15 protein-coding genes are annotated in these 16,720 nt (G+C 43.8%); 10 read left to right on the top strand and 5 right to left on the bottom strand.

Translation table 11 applies throughout. From position 1 onward, the window contains the following. Positions 1–15 precede the first annotated feature (15 nt). Positions 16–777, top strand: a complete 762-nt coding sequence (gene bshB1, locus ACT3IB_RS12880) for a bacillithiol biosynthesis deacetylase BshB1 (protein ID WP_491539424.1) — start codon at positions 16–18, stop codon at positions 775–777. 32 nt (positions 778–809) lie between these two features. On the opposite strand, the gene ACT3IB_RS12875 is transcribed toward bshB1, so the two are convergent. After that, the gene (locus tag ACT3IB_RS12875; RefSeq protein WP_491539423.1) at positions 810–1,634 is read right to left on the bottom strand and encodes an inositol monophosphatase family protein; all 825 of its coding nucleotides are present in this window, start codon (positions 1,632–1,634) and stop codon (positions 810–812) included. 46 nt (positions 1,635–1,680) lie between these two features. Continuing rightward, positions 1,681–3,741 (bottom strand): DNA primase, encoded by a 2,061-nt coding sequence (gene dnaG / locus ACT3IB_RS12870; protein ID WP_491539422.1) that lies wholly within the window; start codon positions 3,739–3,741, stop codon positions 1,681–1,683. A 235-nt stretch (positions 3,742–3,976) separates the two neighbouring features. Here dnaG and ACT3IB_RS12865 point away from each other — a divergent pair, with 235 nt between their 5' ends. The 3 genes from ACT3IB_RS12865 to ACT3IB_RS12855 all read left to right on the top strand — a co-directional run bounded on the left by ACT3IB_RS12865 (position 3,977) and on the right by ACT3IB_RS12855 (position 5,912). Continuing rightward, complete coding sequence (locus ACT3IB_RS12865; protein ID WP_491539421.1) at positions 3,977–4,591, top strand: fasciclin domain-containing protein; 615 nt, start codon at positions 3,977–3,979, stop codon at positions 4,589–4,591. Positions 4,592–4,781: 190 nt separating this feature from the next. Beyond that, a complete protein-coding gene (gene sucD, locus ACT3IB_RS12860; protein WP_491539420.1) occupies positions 4,782–5,657 on the top strand; it encodes a succinate--CoA ligase subunit alpha in 876 nt (291 codons plus the stop codon). A 63-nt stretch (positions 5,658–5,720) separates the two neighbouring features. Beyond that, on the top strand, positions 5,721–5,912 hold the full coding sequence (locus ACT3IB_RS12855) for a hypothetical protein (RefSeq protein ID WP_491539419.1): 192 nt from the start codon (positions 5,721–5,723) through the stop codon (positions 5,910–5,912). On the opposite strand, the gene ACT3IB_RS12850 is transcribed toward ACT3IB_RS12855, so the two are convergent. Continuing rightward, positions 5,901–7,439 carry an N-acyl-D-amino-acid deacylase family protein gene (locus tag ACT3IB_RS12850; protein ID WP_491539418.1) on the bottom strand — a complete coding sequence of 513 codons (1,539 nt, stop codon included), beginning with the start codon at positions 7,437–7,439 and terminating at the stop codon, positions 5,901–5,903. The genes ACT3IB_RS12855 and ACT3IB_RS12850 overlap by 12 nt on opposite strands. A gap of 144 nt (positions 7,440–7,583) precedes the next feature. Here ACT3IB_RS12850 and ACT3IB_RS12845 point away from each other — a divergent pair, with 144 nt between their 5' ends. The 6 genes from ACT3IB_RS12845 (at position 7,584) to ACT3IB_RS12820 (ending at position 14,380) form a co-directional block, all read left to right on the top strand. Beyond that, positions 7,584–7,910, top strand: coding sequence for a hypothetical protein (locus ACT3IB_RS12845; RefSeq protein ID WP_491539417.1), 327 nt, complete (start codon positions 7,584–7,586; stop codon positions 7,908–7,910). A gap of 86 nt (positions 7,911–7,996) precedes the next feature. Next, the gene (locus ACT3IB_RS12840) at positions 7,997–8,506 is read left to right on the top strand and encodes a hypothetical protein (RefSeq protein WP_491539416.1); all 510 of its coding nucleotides are present in this window, start codon (positions 7,997–7,999) and stop codon (positions 8,504–8,506) included. A 127-nt stretch (positions 8,507–8,633) separates the two neighbouring features. Further along, positions 8,634–10,838 (top strand): TonB-dependent receptor, encoded by a 2,205-nt coding sequence (locus ACT3IB_RS12835; RefSeq protein WP_491539415.1) that lies wholly within the window; start codon positions 8,634–8,636, stop codon positions 10,836–10,838. An 84-nt stretch (positions 10,839–10,922) separates the two neighbouring features. Continuing rightward, the gene (locus tag ACT3IB_RS12830; protein ID WP_491539414.1) at positions 10,923–11,234 is read left to right on the top strand and encodes a hypothetical protein; all 312 of its coding nucleotides are present in this window, start codon (positions 10,923–10,925) and stop codon (positions 11,232–11,234) included. Between the two features lie 51 nt (positions 11,235–11,285). Next, positions 11,286–13,703: a TonB-dependent receptor gene (locus ACT3IB_RS12825; RefSeq protein WP_491539413.1), complete on the top strand. Its 2,418-nt coding sequence runs from the start codon at positions 11,286–11,288 to the stop codon at positions 13,701–13,703. Between the two features lie 110 nt (positions 13,704–13,813). Next, complete coding sequence (locus ACT3IB_RS12820; RefSeq protein ID WP_491539412.1) at positions 13,814–14,380, top strand: DUF4168 domain-containing protein; 567 nt, start codon at positions 13,814–13,816, stop codon at positions 14,378–14,380. 71 nt (positions 14,381–14,451) lie between these two features. Here the strand turns inward: ACT3IB_RS12820 and ACT3IB_RS12815 are convergent, their stop codons facing one another. Beyond that, entirely contained in the window at positions 14,452–15,657 is a 1,206-nt protein-coding gene (locus tag ACT3IB_RS12815; protein WP_491539411.1) for a sensor histidine kinase, read from the bottom strand. Beyond that, positions 15,654–16,715 (bottom strand): cobalamin-dependent protein, encoded by a 1,062-nt coding sequence (locus ACT3IB_RS12810; RefSeq protein WP_491539410.1) that lies wholly within the window; start codon positions 16,713–16,715, stop codon positions 15,654–15,656. Before ACT3IB_RS12810 ends, ACT3IB_RS12815 begins: the two co-directional genes overlap by 4 nt. Positions 16,716–16,720 lie beyond the last annotated feature (5 nt).

The following is a 16,720-nucleotide window of genomic DNA, read 5'->3' as shown; positions in this document are numbered from 1 at the left end:
TATTATACGGTAAAATTGAAGAAACTACATGATATGGAACTGGATATTTTGGCATTGTCTTCTCACCCCGATGATACCGAACTTTGCTGCGGTGGTACATTGGCAGCACTCGTCAACCAAGGCAACAAAGTGGGCGTAATTGACTTTACCCAGGGCGAAATGGGGAGTCGAGGCACCCCGGAGCAACGATTACAGGAAGCCAAAAATGCTTCTGATATTATCGGACTCGAAGTTCGCGAGAATTTAGGCTTGCCTGATACCAGGCTCAAAAGCACACGAGAATATCAGAAAAAAATCATTCAAAAAATTAGAAAGTACCGCCCGCATGTGTGCCTGGTCGGGGCTCCGTCGGATCGCCATCCCGATCATGGAAATGGCACCGAGCTGGCTTTGGATGCCATTTTCTATAGCGGATTAACAAAGATCGAAACGTTTGACCAACAGAATAACCGGCAAGAGAGGTGGCGCCCTTCACATGTGCTACATTTTATGCAGGATCGTCCTTTTGATCCGGACATCGTTTTTGATATCTCGGATACCTTTGAAACGAAGAAAGAGGCTATCTTGGCGTTTAAATCGCAGTTTAATGTACAAGACCCCGGTGATGAACCTAAGACGTATATCTCCAGCGAACAGTTTTTCGAGGGAATTGAGGCTCGTGCCCGACATTATGGACACTTAATCGGTACTACGTATGGTGAGCCATTTAAATATCACAACGGGCCGGTACCAATGTCTTCATTTGATGCCCTTTTTGAAACAAATCCGATGAGATAAAAACAAGAAGCGATAATTAAATTAGTCTCTTCTCATTTTTTACGTTTCGCTTCTATCTCATCCACTTCAAAAAAATTTGCAATTTCATCTAACAGAAATGCATGTACAGCAGGATTTCCGGCTATAATTCGTTTACCAAAAAGCCAATCATCACCGCCCGACCAATCGGTAACTCTTCCACCTGCCTCCTGCACAACGAGAGCCGCCGCTCCCACATCCCAGGGATTAAGGGCATACTCGTAGAATCCTTCAAAACGTCCGGAAGCTACACAGCATAAATCATAAGAAGCCGCACCCGCACGACGTACGCCCTGAATATTCGTCATCAACATGCGGAAAAACTGCAAATAATTGTCCACAAGACTTAAATCGTTATACGGAAATCCCGTACCGACAAGCGCATTAGCAGGATTATCGATCTTGGATACCGAAATAGGATTACCATTCAAATACGCCCCCTTATCCTTAATAGCCGTAAAACATTCTCCTCCAGAAACTTCGAGCACTAACCCCATTTTAGGTTCGCAATTTTCCCAGAGACCAATCGAAACACAGTAAACCGGAAAGCCATGCGCAAAATTTGTTGTGCCGTCGATGGGATCAATCAACCAGGTTCGTCCCTCAGGCATTTCCTGCTCTACGGATGACTCTTCAGCAAGAATGTGATCGTTCGGAAATTCCTTTCCAATCACAGAAAGTATTTCTTGTTCTGCCTTTACATCCGCTTCCGTAACCAGATCATTCTTACCTTTAAAATCTATCGAAAAGTTACTTCCCTTTTGAAACTTTCTAATAATTTTGGCTGCTGATTTCGCAGCCTTTTTTGCCACATTCAATTCAATGGTAAAGTCGGACATCAATTATATCCTTAAAGTTAGCTGTCAGCTTAAGAGTTACTATACATTATTGATCGGATTCACGTTCGTGCTTCATCTTGTACTCAAATACTTTATCCGACACTTTTTTCGCCGCATCAGAATCGGGATCCGGAAAAAGTTCATCAATCGGTGACTCCTGCAGCAGCGTACGCTGACGTCCGGCCTCTTTCATCGCTTTCATCACTTTTTTGCGTTCATCCTTTTCTTCGGATGAATTATAACGCTCGTATAAATCAACTTGCAATCGATCGAGGTAATGAATTTTAAGCGCTTTGAGTGCACCTTTGGCCGTACGATAAGGGTTTTTATCCTTTTTATACTGCACACCGATTTTCTCGTGATGACGCTCACTGACGGAATGTTGTTCAAGCACAATTTCTCCCACTAGCTCGGGATAGGGATGCTCCCGTTCGGCATAAGCCTCTACCGAAACTTCTTTTTCATCTTTATAACGATCGATGATATCCGTATAAAAATTGCGGAGTTGCTTATCCTCAAACTGCCGTTCATTACACTGTGATCCGATGTAGTCAATCATATCACGGTCATACATAAGCATCAGTCGAATCAGTTCCTTTTCATAGTTGGGACGCTTTTGGGGTGGTTCCGGCTGGTTCTGTTTGGGGGAGCGGGACGCTGCTTCACGATTATTATATCCCATCGAATGAGGAATCGGAGCCTGCGGCCGCTGATCTCCCTCTCCTTGCTGCTGACGTCGGGCCTCACGTTCTTTTCTTCGTTTCTCGCGCTGACGTGCTTTCTTGCGTTCATCCTTAAGCTGCTTACGGATTTTACCGAGCTCATCAAAAAGAGCACGATCCCCAATTTTCGCTTTGCTATTCAAATGTTGCACATACGTTTCCCGGGATACCTGATCGGGCATGTGTGCAATACTTTCCAAAATTTCGGAAATCACCTTTTTCTTTTCGGCCGGCTCCTCCCATCGCCCTTCATCTTTGGCTTTATGGATCTGATAACTCAGAAAATCTTCCGACTCCTCTTGCTTTAGTTCCAGAAATGAATCTTTCCCAAATTGACGTACAAACGAATCAGGATCTTCTCCCTCGGGAAGCTCAAGCAGTTTAACATCCATTCCCTCACGTAAGGCAATATTGATGCCCCGCTTCATAGCCCGCTGTCCGGCAGAATCTGAGTCATAAATCATCGTAATCGTATCGCCGTAGCGGTGCAGCAGCTTCATCTGGTCAGGAGTCAACGAGGTTCCGCTGGATGCCGCCACGTTATTGATGCCGTGTTGCTGCAGCGAAATCACATCCGTATACCCCTCAACCAGAATAACTTCGTCTGTTTTTCGGATATCATTCTTGGCAAAATTGATGCCGTAGAGCACCTTGCTCTTATTGTATACTTTGGTCTGTGGCGAATTGATATATTTTGCCGTTTTCTCTTTCCCGAGTACTCGACCTGCATAGGCAATAACTTTCCCGGAGGGATTAAAAATCGGGAACATTAATCGCCCACGAAATGCATCATAATACCCGTCGCCCCTATTGCTCGGTTTTATCAGACCCGCTTCAAGCAAATACTCTTCATTGAGTCCGGAGTCTAGGGCCGTTTTATACAATTTTTCCCCATCAGATGGAGCATAGCCAAGACCATATTTTTTGATGATACTGCGGTCGTAGCCACGCTCTTGTAAGTAATCCCGGGCTTTTTGTGCTTCTTTGGTTTCCATCAAATGACGATAAAAGAACACCCCCGCGTATTTAAGAGCATGGTAAATTCCCTCGCGAAGATTATGCTCCTCATCAAACTCTTCGGCATCTTCTTCGGGCAGCGAAACGCCATAGCGGTCGGCCAGTGAACGCATTGCTTCCACAAAGCCTACTCCTTCCATCTCCATTACAAAATTGAAGACATCACCCGATTCCCCACATCCAAAACATTTATAAATTCCCAGATCGGGGGTTACGTGAAAGGAAGGCGTTTTCTCATCATGAAACGGACAAAGGCCTTTCCAGCTGCGGCCCGATCGCTTCAATTTTACATAGTCCTCGACTACCTCAACGATATCCGCCGCGCCGCGTACTTCTTCTTTTTTTTCATCTGGAATCATGGTAGCCATAGCTCTAAAATAATAACAGAATTCATGATGAATCTCATCTCAATATGGAGATAATTTTCTAATTGTCTTTGAAGAGTCACAGAATATCGGCTTCAGAAAACTTCATGTAATTTCCTGAAAAGAGGAACACAAATTAATCCGATAAACCTAACATTATTTTGCACTTATCGGGAACTTTATTTTAAAAAACAGGTTTCTGATCAAACACTATAACTTAATATACAAGAGGTTTGTTATGCTACTGAGAATACTATCAACTATTATTTTAGGAACTGCACTGTTTGTTACAGGCTGCAATGATCTTACAGATGCAGACTTGGCTCAGGAAAACCAAATAAGTGAACAAGCCAATGTCGAAGCATCTATATCCATGAAGCAGGGAAATACTGCCAATGGTACTATACTCGACATTGCCGGTGCCAATGGAGACTTCTCTATCTTGGCACAAGCTGTTCTCTTTGCAGAGCTGGACGGTGCCCTCGATGGAAAACGCCAATTGACCGTCTTTGCCCCTACAAATGCTGCATTTGCCAAACTTCTCTCTCAGGGTCAGACTGCAGAAGATTTATTACAGTCTCTGGGTAAAGAAACTGTAAAAGATATCTTACTCTATCATGTAGCGCCGGGTAAACGCCAGGCCAATGCGGTTCTCGGGTCAGAGCAGATTAATACGCTACTCAAAAAATTTATTGACGTCGAGCTGGATGGCAGTGATCTAACAGTTGGTAATGATGAAAATGGCTTTGCCATCGTTACTGATACGAACATATATGCTTCCAATGGAGTTATTCATGTGATTGATGCTGTAATGTTACCACCAACATCTTCTTTACCACCTGCTGCCAGATAACTCATTTATAATTTAGAACAGCATGTTTAAAGGAGTCCTTCAGTATCGGAATGGACTCCTTTTTTATTATAAAATCCTCCGTTCATTTGCATACCCCAAATTTTCAGATCCTGTCTTTGCCAAATCATGATCTTGTCGGTATATTCCGACCGACTTAAGGAAATTATTTTAACTTAACTTAGGAAAGTTCATGAGCGTACTTGTAGGTAACGACACACGATTAGTTGTACAAGGAATTACCGGTAGCGAAGGAAGCTTCCATGCCGAGCAAATGATTGAATACGGTACGAATGTAGTTGCAGGTGTCACCCCCGGAAAAGGCGGAAAAGAGCACCACGGGCTACCTGTTTACAATACGGTGGCCGATGCGGTAGAAAAAGAAGATGCCAACACATCGGTTATCTTCGTACCTCCCGCTTTTGCCGGTGATGCGATTTCTGAGGCTGCTTTTGCCGGAATAGAAACCATTATCTGTATTACGGAAGGTATTCCCGTTAAGGATATGGTTACTGCCAAGCAGATTGTTAATAGTCATGGAGCAACACTTGTCGGGCCCAACTGCCCCGGCGTTATTACGCCCGGCGAAGCAAAGATCGGGATTATGCCCGGCAATATTTTTACGCCCGGTAAGGTGGGACTTATTTCGCGATCCGGAACCCTTACTTATGAAGCTGTTGATCAACTGACTAAAGCCGACCTCGGACAAAGTACCGCTATCGGTATTGGAGGCGATCCGGTCATAGGAACTACGCACACCGATGCTGTAAAACTTTTTGAAGCTGATGATGATACCGAAGCTATTGTGCTGATTGGAGAAATCGGCGGTACGGCCGAAGAAGAGGCAGCAGCTTATATCCAAGAAAACGTTGATAAACCTGTTGTAGCATTTATTGCAGGAAGCACAGCACCTCCGGGCCGACGTATGGGTCATGCCGGAGCCATTATTTCTGGTGGAGAAGGCGGTGCTGATGCCAAGAAAAAGGCGCTGCGCGATGCCGGTGTTACGGTTGTTGACAGTCCTGCTGAAATTGGCATTACCCTGAAAAAACTTTTAGAGACCGCGTAATTATCCAACTCGTCCGGTCATGAAACTTATGGTCGGACGAGTACTTTTATTAACATTTCGGATATGGTTTACTTCATTTTTGGATTGGCAGTGGGTGTTTTCGTCAGCGGATTGATTGAAAAATATCATAAAAATGAAGCAACAAACTGGATAAATCACTCTTACCTTTTCCTGATCAGCGGCATCACGTTTTTGGTTTATATCTATCTGGATTGGTCAGCGTTACAACAGGTTTTTGCAAACCTATTTTCCTGATTTTGTTCTAGCCTTCTTTAATATCTGTCCCTTTCTTTTCTCATTATATCTACCTTTCTCTCTAACAAGCGCACCATTCACCATAATCCAATCAAATCCTTCAGCTAACTTGTGGGGATGTTCAAATGTTGCCCGATCCTGAATTTCCTCGGGGTTAAATATCAATAAATCAGCTTTCATCCCCTCCTGAAGTAATCCGCGATTCTCCAGCCCAAGTGTTTGGGCAGGCAAACCGCTCATTTTATAAATGGCTTCCTCAAGACTAAGCAACTCCTTTTCGTTTACGTAATACCGAATCATTTTTGCAAAGCTTCCGTAACCTCGGGGGTGGCGCATCGTCGGACTCCCATCCGAACTCACCATCACATTTTTACCTAACATCAGCTGATCCTGGAGCTCCTGATCCATCACAAAATGGGCCGCTGAAGCCGATTGTGGTCCCATCTCCATGAGTAAGTCAATCGCGGATTTGCTTTCCTGATTTGCCGCTTCTTTAAGCGTTAGCCCTGCAAATTCTCCCGATCCGAATAGAATAGCACCGGGACCATTACGCTGTTTTACTTTATCTACCAAAAATTGGCGCAATACTTCAGGACACTCCTGCAGGGCATTTTGCCATTCCGACTCCGTTTTTGCCCAATCCGGAAATACAATGCCAATGCCGGTAAAACTAGCCGAATATGGATATATATCAGCAGTAATATCAACACCCTGATTACGAATTTTACTAATATAATTCAGGATTTCTTTGGCCCGTTCTGCGCCCTTTCCATATACTACTTTGAGATGCGCTGCATGCACCGAGGCATATTTTCCCTGCATAGCGAGCTCATCCAACGAAGATTCGATTTCAGAATTATCCTCGCTGCGCATATGACTCATAATGATGCCGTTTGCAGCGCCAACGATTTTGGCAAGTTCTACCAATTCATTTTTACCGGCATACATTCCCGGCACGTATTCCAACCCCGTACTCATCCCAAACGCCCCGGCATTCAAATCCGACTGCAATAGTTTTTGCATTCGCTTCACCTCTTTTTGCGTAGGATCCCGCTTACCGATATCTACCTTGGAACGAATGCTTCCATGTCCCGATAGCAGTGCTATATTTACGGCCGGACTTTCTTCCTCAACCTGTGTAATCCAACGATCAAGGGCACCAACAGCGGACGAAGAGCCATCCTGCCCCAATACAATAGTAGTTACGCCCATCCCCAGAAAGTTGTGGAACTCAGGTTTTTTCAACGGATCTCCATGGGCATGTGGATCAATAAATCCGGGTGTAATAGTTTTTCCGGAAGCATCTATAACATCTTCCGCTCGAATGGTATCAGCCTTTACAGCACCGATATAGCCGATAGAATCAGCACGAATCAATATGTCTGCTTGATACGACTCTTCACCGCTGCCATCGATTACAGTACCTCCGGTTATATGCCAATCCCACTGTTGTTGGGCAAAAGCAGAATTCATCGCGAATATTCCTAATACAAAAAATAAAACCGAATGCTTGATGAGCTTCTTCAAAATTATATAACACTTATACTGAAATTAGCTTTAAAGAATAAAACAAAGTTTTACAAATAGTATAAATACTCAACCGCTTAAACTGTTTTTTACGTACTTTTATTTGGTTCACACTCGTTAGAGTGATAATTTTCGTTACTAATTATGATAAGACGTAGAATAAACATATCGGTTGGGCTTTTGCTAATAATGCTTCTGGGCATTAGCCTTTCCTTTTCTACGTTACACTCCCACCACAATCTGGAGCTTCACAACTCTTCAGAATTTGCTGATACAGGACATTGTCTTACCGCTGATTATACGCTTTGTCCTGTTTGTGCCAATCTTATCGAAAGCGATATCCCTTCAATAAATGAATCCGAAACCACTTTTTTCAGAATTGAAGAGCAAATTGTAGTTACTGATGATAACAAGCAATCACGTGCTGTTGTCGTCAATCGGGGACGCTCTCCTCCCGTTCTTCTTGGTTAATAATCAGTCTTTTTGAAAACAGGGTTAAAGCATGATGGTCGTGCTGTAACCACCATATCCAACTTTCAGATATAATACCAAGATCAATGAATATTTCTACAAATTTTTCAACCAAACTAATTGCGCTAACATTTGTTGTTGTATTGCTTATTGCAGGATGTAGTAACCCTGCCAGCAATGATAATGACCACGAAAAACATACTGAACCCGATACTGTTGAGTTTCTCATAAATGGAGACGTTATAGTTTCCTACAGCCATTCAAGTAAAACCACCGAAGGTCAATTCAACGTCACTGTAGGTGAACAAACACCATTAATTACCGTTGAATTTAAAGATGAAAATGACAATGAAGTTCATGGTGAAGACCTCGGGGATGAATACAGTTTAGACTGGAAAATAACCAATACTGAGATTGCCGAAATTGTACAAACAGACTCAGATGGACGCTGGCAATTCCGTATTACAGGGAAAACTGCAGGAGAAACCACTGTTCAGTTTATGCTCATTCATAATGACATACATTCAGATTTTGAAACTCCAAATATAGAAGAAAATAATGCTATCACTATTCAGGTAGCAGATCCAACTCAATAACAAAAACAGCCGGAGACATTCGTTATTTCCGGCTGTTTGTTTTCCTATACCATTTTATAAGACACTTATGACAAAGTCTTTAAAATTATATTTCATCTTATTAATAGCTTTGACATTTTATTGGTTATTGCCCCAGTCATTAGCTGCATCTGCGCTCCCAAACAGTACTCTTACTGGTATTGTTATCGACGAAGAAACAGGTGACCCCATCAGTTATGCCTATTTATTTTTAGAAGGAATAAATCGCGCGCAGACTACACACAGCGACGGCACCTTTACCTTTAAGAATATTCCCGGCGGAACATACAGCATTAAGATGCAGCGGATTGGCTATCAAACAAAATCACAAACTATTGAAGTAAAGGCCAACGACACACTTAAAATCACATTGTCAATGAAACCAACCATCCTGGACAATGAAGGTATTGAGGTTGTTGGCCACCGTCACCGGGAAAACAGTAATCACTTGGAAAATGCAACGCAAACTATATCAGAGCAAACTCTACGACAAAATCTCTCCTCCACGCTGGCCAATACCCTGGAGGATATACCGGGATTAAGTACCCGATCAATGGGTACAGCACCCGGACGTCCGATTATGCGCGGTCTGGGCGGTGAGCGACTGATGATTTTGCAGGATGGTGAGCGCACCGGTGATGTGTCATCACAATCCTCCGATCATGCTGTCACATTAGATCCAATGTCAGCAGAAGAAATTCAAATTGCGCGCGGCCCCACGGCCTTGGAATATGGTTCAAATGCCATTGGAGGAGTGATAAATGTGGTCCGAAACCAAGTGCCCTCAAGCCATCCCGATCATATACATGGAACGGCCACCCTGCAGGGAGAGTCAGTAAATATTGGCGGCGCTGCGGGAATAGAACTTCTTTCCCCACTTTCTACAAACTTTGCTTTAAAAATTGACGGAAACCTTCGGTCTGCACTTAATACTAACACCCCCGAAGGCACTCTAGAGAATTCAGGGATATTTTCTACCAATAATGCCATAGGTATCGGCTATATCCGTCCCTGGGGACATGCCGGTTTGGCCTCCAGTTTGTACCTGAACAATTATGGAATACCTCCCGATTCGTTAGGCGGTCATCCCAACGGCGTAAATATTGAGATGGAGAAACTACAGGTCGAAGGCAAAACGCAAATTTATGTCAACAACTCCATTTTCGAAAAGCTGCAAATTGACCTTTCTCATAAAAGCTATTATCACCAGGAAATTGAATCGAACGGCATCATTGGCACCGAATTTGGGCTTTTAACCAGCAACGCCTCCGTAAAAGCTGATCATAAAGACGTTGGCATTTTTGACGGGGGAAAAATTGGAATGTGGGCTGAACGCAAAAACTACGCTGTTAACGGCACCCGGACTCCCGACTCTGATTCGTACAGTTTCTCGACATTCCTTATCGAAGAAAAGGATCTGGGGGCTTTACATCTCGAACTTGGCGCACGGCTGGATCACACCACTTCTGTTCCAGATGTAGAAAACCAATCCATCCAGGGTCGAGAAATTCGAGATAGAAGTTTTACGGCTCTTGCCAGTTCTGTCAATGCCGTTTATGACTTTGGTGGGAGCTTTTTCATGGGAGCCAGTGTTATTCATTCGTTCAGAGCACCCTCACAGGAAGAGCTATTTTCTCAGGGGCCACACCTTGCGTCTTATTCTTTTGAAGTCGGAAATCCCGACCTTGATCCCGAGAGAGGCCTCGGCAAAGAAATCTATTTCAGATATCACAAAACCAGTGTACGTGGTGAACTCACCGTTTTTCACAATGGATTCACTAACTACAATTATGCACGCAACACCGGTCAGCGATCTTCCCAGAACCAATCCTTATTTATCTATCAATTTACCGGAACCGAAACAGTACTTTCCGGGGTTGAATTTAATTCCCGGTTTAAACTGTCTAATCATTGGGCCCTGTCAGCTTCAGCAAGCTACACCCACGGCAAACGCAAACTTTTTGAAAATGAGCAAACAAACTCCAGCGAGGAATGGAAACCGTTACCATTGATTCCTCCATTTAAAGGAAAAATTGAGCTGTCTTATACCTATGACAAATTGAAAGTGGGAACAAAGGCAAGAGTTTCTGCCGCTCAGAAACGTACCGGAGAATTTGAAACACCTACTGACGAATATACTGTTTTCAACTTATTTAGCCAGTATCGATTTGAAGAGTGGGGCCTGCTTCATACCGTATCATTAAACGCAAACAACATTTTTAATACTACCTATCGTGATCATCTCTCGCGCATTAAAGAGATTTATCCCCAGCCGGGTCGTAATATCTCTATGCTTTACCGGGTGTATTTTTAGATACCATAGAATGATCATATATCAACGATTGTTGCTCAACGTAAACCTCATAAAAGTATAAACTTCGAATTTTTTAAAAGTTAGATGAGATTTCATTCCACCATTATAAACCGTGCATTTTTGATGGTGGTTGGACTATGTCTTATCGGGATTTCATTTCATATTCATGACGAAATTCCCGAAATCTCCGAGCAACATCAGCTTGACCAACATATCAGTCTCGACCAACCCAATTGCCTGGCCTGTCTGCACTTGCTTCGAAGCATTCCCACCCAGTCACAAACAGGAGGTATTCCATGTTTTCAAAACCATACCTTTTCACTTCAAAACCAGCTTTTTTTGGGATCGGGTGATTCCCTCAGGATTTCAAATAAGTCACCGCCGGCATATATCTAACCATTAGCAGGCCTATCCATTCACAGCTTATTTGAAATCAAATAATTTGCTATGCAGTACCTATTAAAAACAACAATCCTGATATTTTTAACTGTTCTATTAACTACCTCATTTCTAACGTCATCACACGCCCAAAATCAATCCGATGATACAGCTATTATTACCGGGAAAGTTACCGATACTAAAGGAGCGTCTCTGCCCGGCGTTAATGTAGCATTTGCTGAACTTGGAAGAGGGACATCAACGAAAGCAGACGGAAAATACCGGATAGAAAATCTCCCTTCCGGTACCTATTCCCTCACTTTTTCTTTTGTGGGATACGCTTCTCAAAGCCGGGAAGTAACACTTAGGGATGGCGAAACCACTACTCTCAATGTAACCCTCACGCAACAGACACTGCAATCGGAGACTATTACAGTAACCGGCACCCCTTATGAGTCAGATCCTCTTACAACACCTGCAGACGTGGATGTGTTAACCGGTGATACCAAGTTTTCGCGTCAGCAAACTTCGCTGGGAGCATCCCTTGAAGAACTGGCCGGTATTTCCACGATCTCAACAGGAAGTCAAACGGGAAAGCCTGTTATTCGCGGCCTCAGCGGTAGCCGGGTGCGTGTGCTCGATGACGGTGCTGCCATGGATTACCAGCAATACGGGGTGCGGCATGGCCCAAATGTCGATCCGTTTACCTCAGAACGCATCGAAGTTGTTCGTGGTGCAGCAAGCGTACAATATGGGTCGGACGCACTTGGCGGAGCTGTCAATGTTATCTCTAACTCACTGCCAGACGCAATAGATTCAAATCCTTTTCTACAGGGACAAACACTCGGTGAATTTTCTTCCAATAACAACGAACTGGTCGGCGGATTACACTTGAATGGCGCTACCGGACGATGGGGCTTTACAGGAACGATCATCCGCCGCTCTGCGGGCAATATGAAGGCGCCGGATGTAGCTACCTTTCAGGAGAGCAATGATACCTCTGCCCCCAAGTTTTCGGGAGAATTGGATCACACAGACTATGACCAACTGAATGGGAGCTTCGGAATTGGTTACCAAACTGATATTGGACAAATATCCGGAGAGTACACCCGTTGGCAAAACAATCACAATTTTCTGCTTCCCAACGGCTTGGGCCTGGGGCAAAACCTGGAAAATAACTCCCTGCAGCTTGAGGGAGAGCTGGATCTCGGAAATGACTATACTTTAAATCCCCAGTTTACCTACAGTCAAAACCTGCGTCAATCTAACCCGGGCGGGGCCAATGCCGAGCCGCGCAGTAAGCTGCCCGACGACGGTTTTGCATACCTGGATATCTTGTTAAACAGCTATACTTTAAAAACAGATCTCAAACATCCTGCTGTAGGGCCATTTTCAGGTACGGTTGGCCTTGAATATAAATACCAGGATCAGGACACTCGCGGCATAGAACCGCTGGTGCCTTCGGCTACCATCCAGAATTTTGCAGCTTTCGTTTTTGAGCAGGCCGCGATGAACAATTTAACGCTCTCATTTGGGGCACGGATTGACGCACGATCTCAAGAAGCCGAATCAAATACCGACCTGAATCTGCCCGATGTTAATATCGGTGAAACGGATGAGGTACTTAGTCAATCGTATGTGGAATTCAGTGGTTCGCTGGGCGCTACCTATCAATTTACCGAAGAATTTGCCATCGCAATGAATATCGGCCGTGGATTCAGAGCGCCGAGTCTATTTAACCTTCACGTGGATGGTGTTCACGGTGGTATTGCTGCCTATCAGGTTGGCAACCCATATCTGGATTCCGAGCGATCCCTGAACACAGATTTATCCCTGCGCTGGCGATCTGAAAGCATTCAGGCCAAAGCAACGGTCTATCGTAATGCCATTGATAATTACATGTTCTTAGTGAATACCGGTGAGTTTGCCGGTCCGAATAACGACGGTCCCCCTATTCTAGAATTTGTGCAGGGCAACGCCCGATTAGTCGGAGCTAATGCTGATATTACCGCACAGGTATTGCCCTGGCTACAATTATCAGGAACCTTCGAAACGGTTAACGGCCAAAACGTGGACGATGATATTTCTGAAGTTGATGATTTACCGCTTTTACCTCCCACAAAACTAAGTGGTAATATAAAAGTGATGCGTTCATCAGTAGGTAAACTTGACAACGTCTTTGTAAGCCTAGGCATACAATATGCATCTGCGAAAGAAGCAGCCGGACGCTACGAGCCTTTTTGGCAGTTTGGGAACGCGCCCGAATTTAGTGACTTTGGTGTCGCCTCAACGGATGCCTATACCTTATTTAGTGCTACGATAGGTGCTGAAGTATCTCTTTGGGATCGCCCTGTTGCACTTCAATTGTCAGGTAACAATTTACTTGATGAGGCTTATCGAGATTTTCTGGATACTTATAAAGGATATGCGTTGAGCCCCGGCAGGAATGTAACCCTCCGAATCAAGGTTCCCTTTACCATTTTGTAAATCTGTTTAAAGATTCTCGAATAAACATTGATAAATACAAGGGAATAAAGTTAGTTTAACCCCGTTGCCAAAGTGACGGAAGAACAAAACATAATTTTATTATCTAAGCAATGACTAATACTCTTAAATACCTATCTACTATTCTACTGGCAGTCGTACTTATCGGATGCCAAAGTGATTCCTCCGAAAACACGAATACTCAACAACAAAATTCGCAACAGTCTAATCCCATGGCACAGATGCAGCAGTCAGCCCCGGATGTTGATGTTTCTGATGAAGAGGCTGCGACCTTCGCCGATGCGGCCATGAATGCCCAGCGCATACAGATGCAGGCTCAAAAACAAATGATGGGCATCATCCAGGATGAAGGACTTGATATTCAAACCTATCAAAAAATTGCACAGTCCAAGCAAGCGGGGCAAGGCGATTCCACGGAATTTAGTGACAGCCAAATGGAGAAATTTGATGCGGCTACCTCTTCCATTCAAGAGTTGCAGAGCGATATCCGAGATAGCGTAACAAAAGCTATTGAAGATGCCGGCATGAAAATGCAGCGGTTTCAGGATATTAGCCGTGCCGCCCAGCAAGATTCTGCTCTCCAAATGCAAATTCAGCAACAAATACAGGAGAAAATGGGTGGACAAATGCAACAGCAACCACCTTCTCCACAAAACTAAGTAGAAGAGTTTCACTTAGATTTTAAAGTCCGCTGTGGATACATGGCGGACTTTTTTTATGGGAATTTATCTCAAGGGATGCTAACAAAAAAGGTTGACCCTGCCCCTACTTCACTTTCGACCTGAATATCACCACCGTGCGCTTCTACAATTTTTTTGGCAATTGCCAATCCCAGGCCGGTACTTTTTTCGCCGCCTGTAGGCTCACTGCTTATTTTAGCAAAGGGCACAAACAGATCTTCAAGTTCATCTTCGGGAATGCCTTGTCCTTGGTCCTCCACATAAATAGTTAGGCCATTTTCATCTCCTTCTTTAATACCCACCTCCACTTCTGTTTCAGACTTTGAATATTTAATAGCGTTGGAAACTACGTTATCCAAGACCTGCTGAAACTTATGGGCATCGACCTCTTTCGTTATTGGCTTATCCGGCAATGTAGTGAAAAGAGAAATATTCTTTTTCCCGGCCGTCGGTCTATTCAATGACACCACTCGCTCAATAAGTTCGGAGATATCCTCATCATCTTTTTCCAAACTTATACTGCCCGATTCGATAGCAGAAATATCAAGCATATCCTCAATAATCTGCACCATATATTCACTGGATTCTTTGATCTGTTTTACCAGCTGAAACTGATCATCCGTAAATATGTCCTGCTCTTCGTGATCTTCAATCAAAAAATTGGAATAGTTTTGGATAAGCGTAAGCGGATTTCGAAGATCATGAGCCGCCATGCCCAGCATTTGATTCTTGAGTTCGTTCATGCGTTCCAGTTCGGCCGTCTTTTTCGTAAGCTTGCGCTGCATATTCGCCAGCTCGTTATTGAGCCCGCTCATCTGATCATACATCGCCCACTCATCATCTTGGGATCCGGCGGATTGCTGCTGTTCTTTCATAAACGTACGCAGCTTATTGATAGATTCATTATTCATTTCCATCAATCCATTCAAAAACTGTTCGGTATCATCCGGATTGGCAGTCCCTATTAACAAATTTTCATCGTCAATCCGAATACCGGAAAAACTAAACAGGCTAATGTCTTCACCATCCGAAACATGAAGCTCCCAGCCATAGGCTACATCGTTGGTATTTATGCGTTCAATAAACTGATAGGCTTTGGGTATGCTGTCACTCTCCAGGCAATCCGCAAAAGAAATGGTTTCTTCTCCCTGAAGTGAAAATAAGCCAAAGGAATCATGAATGATATTCTGTAAAATCCCGTCATCATCTACAATGATAGCAATTCCATTTGGAAGGGTCTGTTTTCGTGTACTCAATGTTCAATCAGTTCATTTGCAATTTCAATGGCATCATTTGCAGATCCTGCTGAAGCATCAGCCCCGATTTTCTTCCACAAATCGGGTACCACTTTAAACGGATATCCGCCAACCATTATTTTTAAGTTCTTAAGCTCATTTTCTTCGCGCAACTTTTGAATCAGGTTTTTGGCTCTGCTGATATGTAGGGGTAATGTTACTGAAATCGCCAATACGTCGGCTTCTTTTTCTTTAACCGACTCTGTTAAGTGCCTGGCCGGCATATTCGCTCCCAAATAATGGGTATCCCAGCCCTCCATCTCAAAGAAGTCAGTTACCATGCGAATGCCAATCTCGTGGAGCTCGTCTGCTACCGAACATGCAACCATTCGTTTATCACTCTTCTCCATGGAGAATATTTGCGGATATAACCGCGACATGATCAGCTGCGTGGCAGCAGTACAATAATGCTCATGAGCTACCGTAATTTGATTTTTTTGCCAAAGGGCTCCCACTTCATATTGTGTCTTTTGAAAAATATGCTCATAAATATCTTTTATTGACGTTCCCTCATCCACCAACTTTTCAATCAGCTGAGCTGCTTCTTTACGTTTTCCCGACAGTAACAAATCCAAATATTCCCGCGCTTCATCAAACAAAGGATCATCCTTATCCAGGAAGGAAATGTCTTCGATTTCCGTATTCTGCAGCGAGGAAAGCCCCTCACTGATATATTCCACCAATGAAGAAGCCTCCTCATCGGGCAACGTCTTTTTTATAGCTTCTCGTAAGATTACGATATTATCAACCAGATCACTTTGAGGGATCTCCCGTTCCTGCAGCATCGTTCGCGCCCAGCTCAAATAGTTATTAAACAGTTCCTGACTGTCAACACGGGCGGCCTGTTCTAAGTAATCAAGGTGATAAATGGTATCGTCATAACATTTCTTTCTTCCCTCTTCCCCATACTTTTTATCCAGTTCCGGATGACGTTCAAAATGCATCGACGTGACAAGCCCGGCCAACTCTTCTTTGTGAGCTTCTAATTCTTGTACTACCTTTCGATCTGATCCCGGCATAGTTA

It is taken from the genome of Fodinibius sp. GM21, assembly GCF_058386955.1.
Note: the sequence above shows the minus strand (reverse complement) of the source record. Positions and strands in the feature narration are given on the sequence as shown.

What these genes read in the sequence shown, in the direction of transcription:
- ACT3IB_RS12875 (WP_491539423.1), bottom strand. Translation starts at nt 1,634, where the DNA reads ATGTCCGACTTTACCATTGAATTGAATGTGGCAAAAAAGGCTGCGAAA.
- dnaG (WP_491539422.1), bottom strand. Translation starts at nt 3,741, where the DNA reads ATGGCTACCATGATTCCAGATGAAAAAAAAGAAGAAGTACGCGGCGCG.
- ACT3IB_RS12865 (WP_491539421.1), top strand. Translation starts at nt 3,977, where the DNA reads ATGCTACTGAGAATACTATCAACTATTATTTTAGGAACTGCACTGTTT.
- sucD (WP_491539420.1), top strand. Translation starts at nt 4,782, where the DNA reads ATGAGCGTACTTGTAGGTAACGACACACGATTAGTTGTACAAGGAATT.
- ACT3IB_RS12855 (WP_491539419.1), top strand. Translation starts at nt 5,721, where the DNA reads ATGGTTTACTTCATTTTTGGATTGGCAGTGGGTGTTTTCGTCAGCGGA.
- ACT3IB_RS12845 (WP_491539417.1), top strand. Translation starts at nt 7,584, where the DNA reads ATGATAAGACGTAGAATAAACATATCGGTTGGGCTTTTGCTAATAATG.
- ACT3IB_RS12840 (WP_491539416.1), top strand. Translation starts at nt 7,997, where the DNA reads ATGAATATTTCTACAAATTTTTCAACCAAACTAATTGCGCTAACATTT.
- ACT3IB_RS12830 (WP_491539414.1), top strand. Translation starts at nt 10,923, where the DNA reads ATGAGATTTCATTCCACCATTATAAACCGTGCATTTTTGATGGTGGTT.
- ACT3IB_RS12825 (WP_491539413.1), top strand. Translation starts at nt 11,286, where the DNA reads ATGCAGTACCTATTAAAAACAACAATCCTGATATTTTTAACTGTTCTA.
- ACT3IB_RS12820 (WP_491539412.1), top strand. Translation starts at nt 13,814, where the DNA reads ATGACTAATACTCTTAAATACCTATCTACTATTCTACTGGCAGTCGTA.
- ACT3IB_RS12810 (WP_491539410.1), bottom strand. Translation starts at nt 16,715, where the DNA reads ATGCCGGGATCAGATCGAAAGGTAGTACAAGAATTAGAAGCTCACAAA.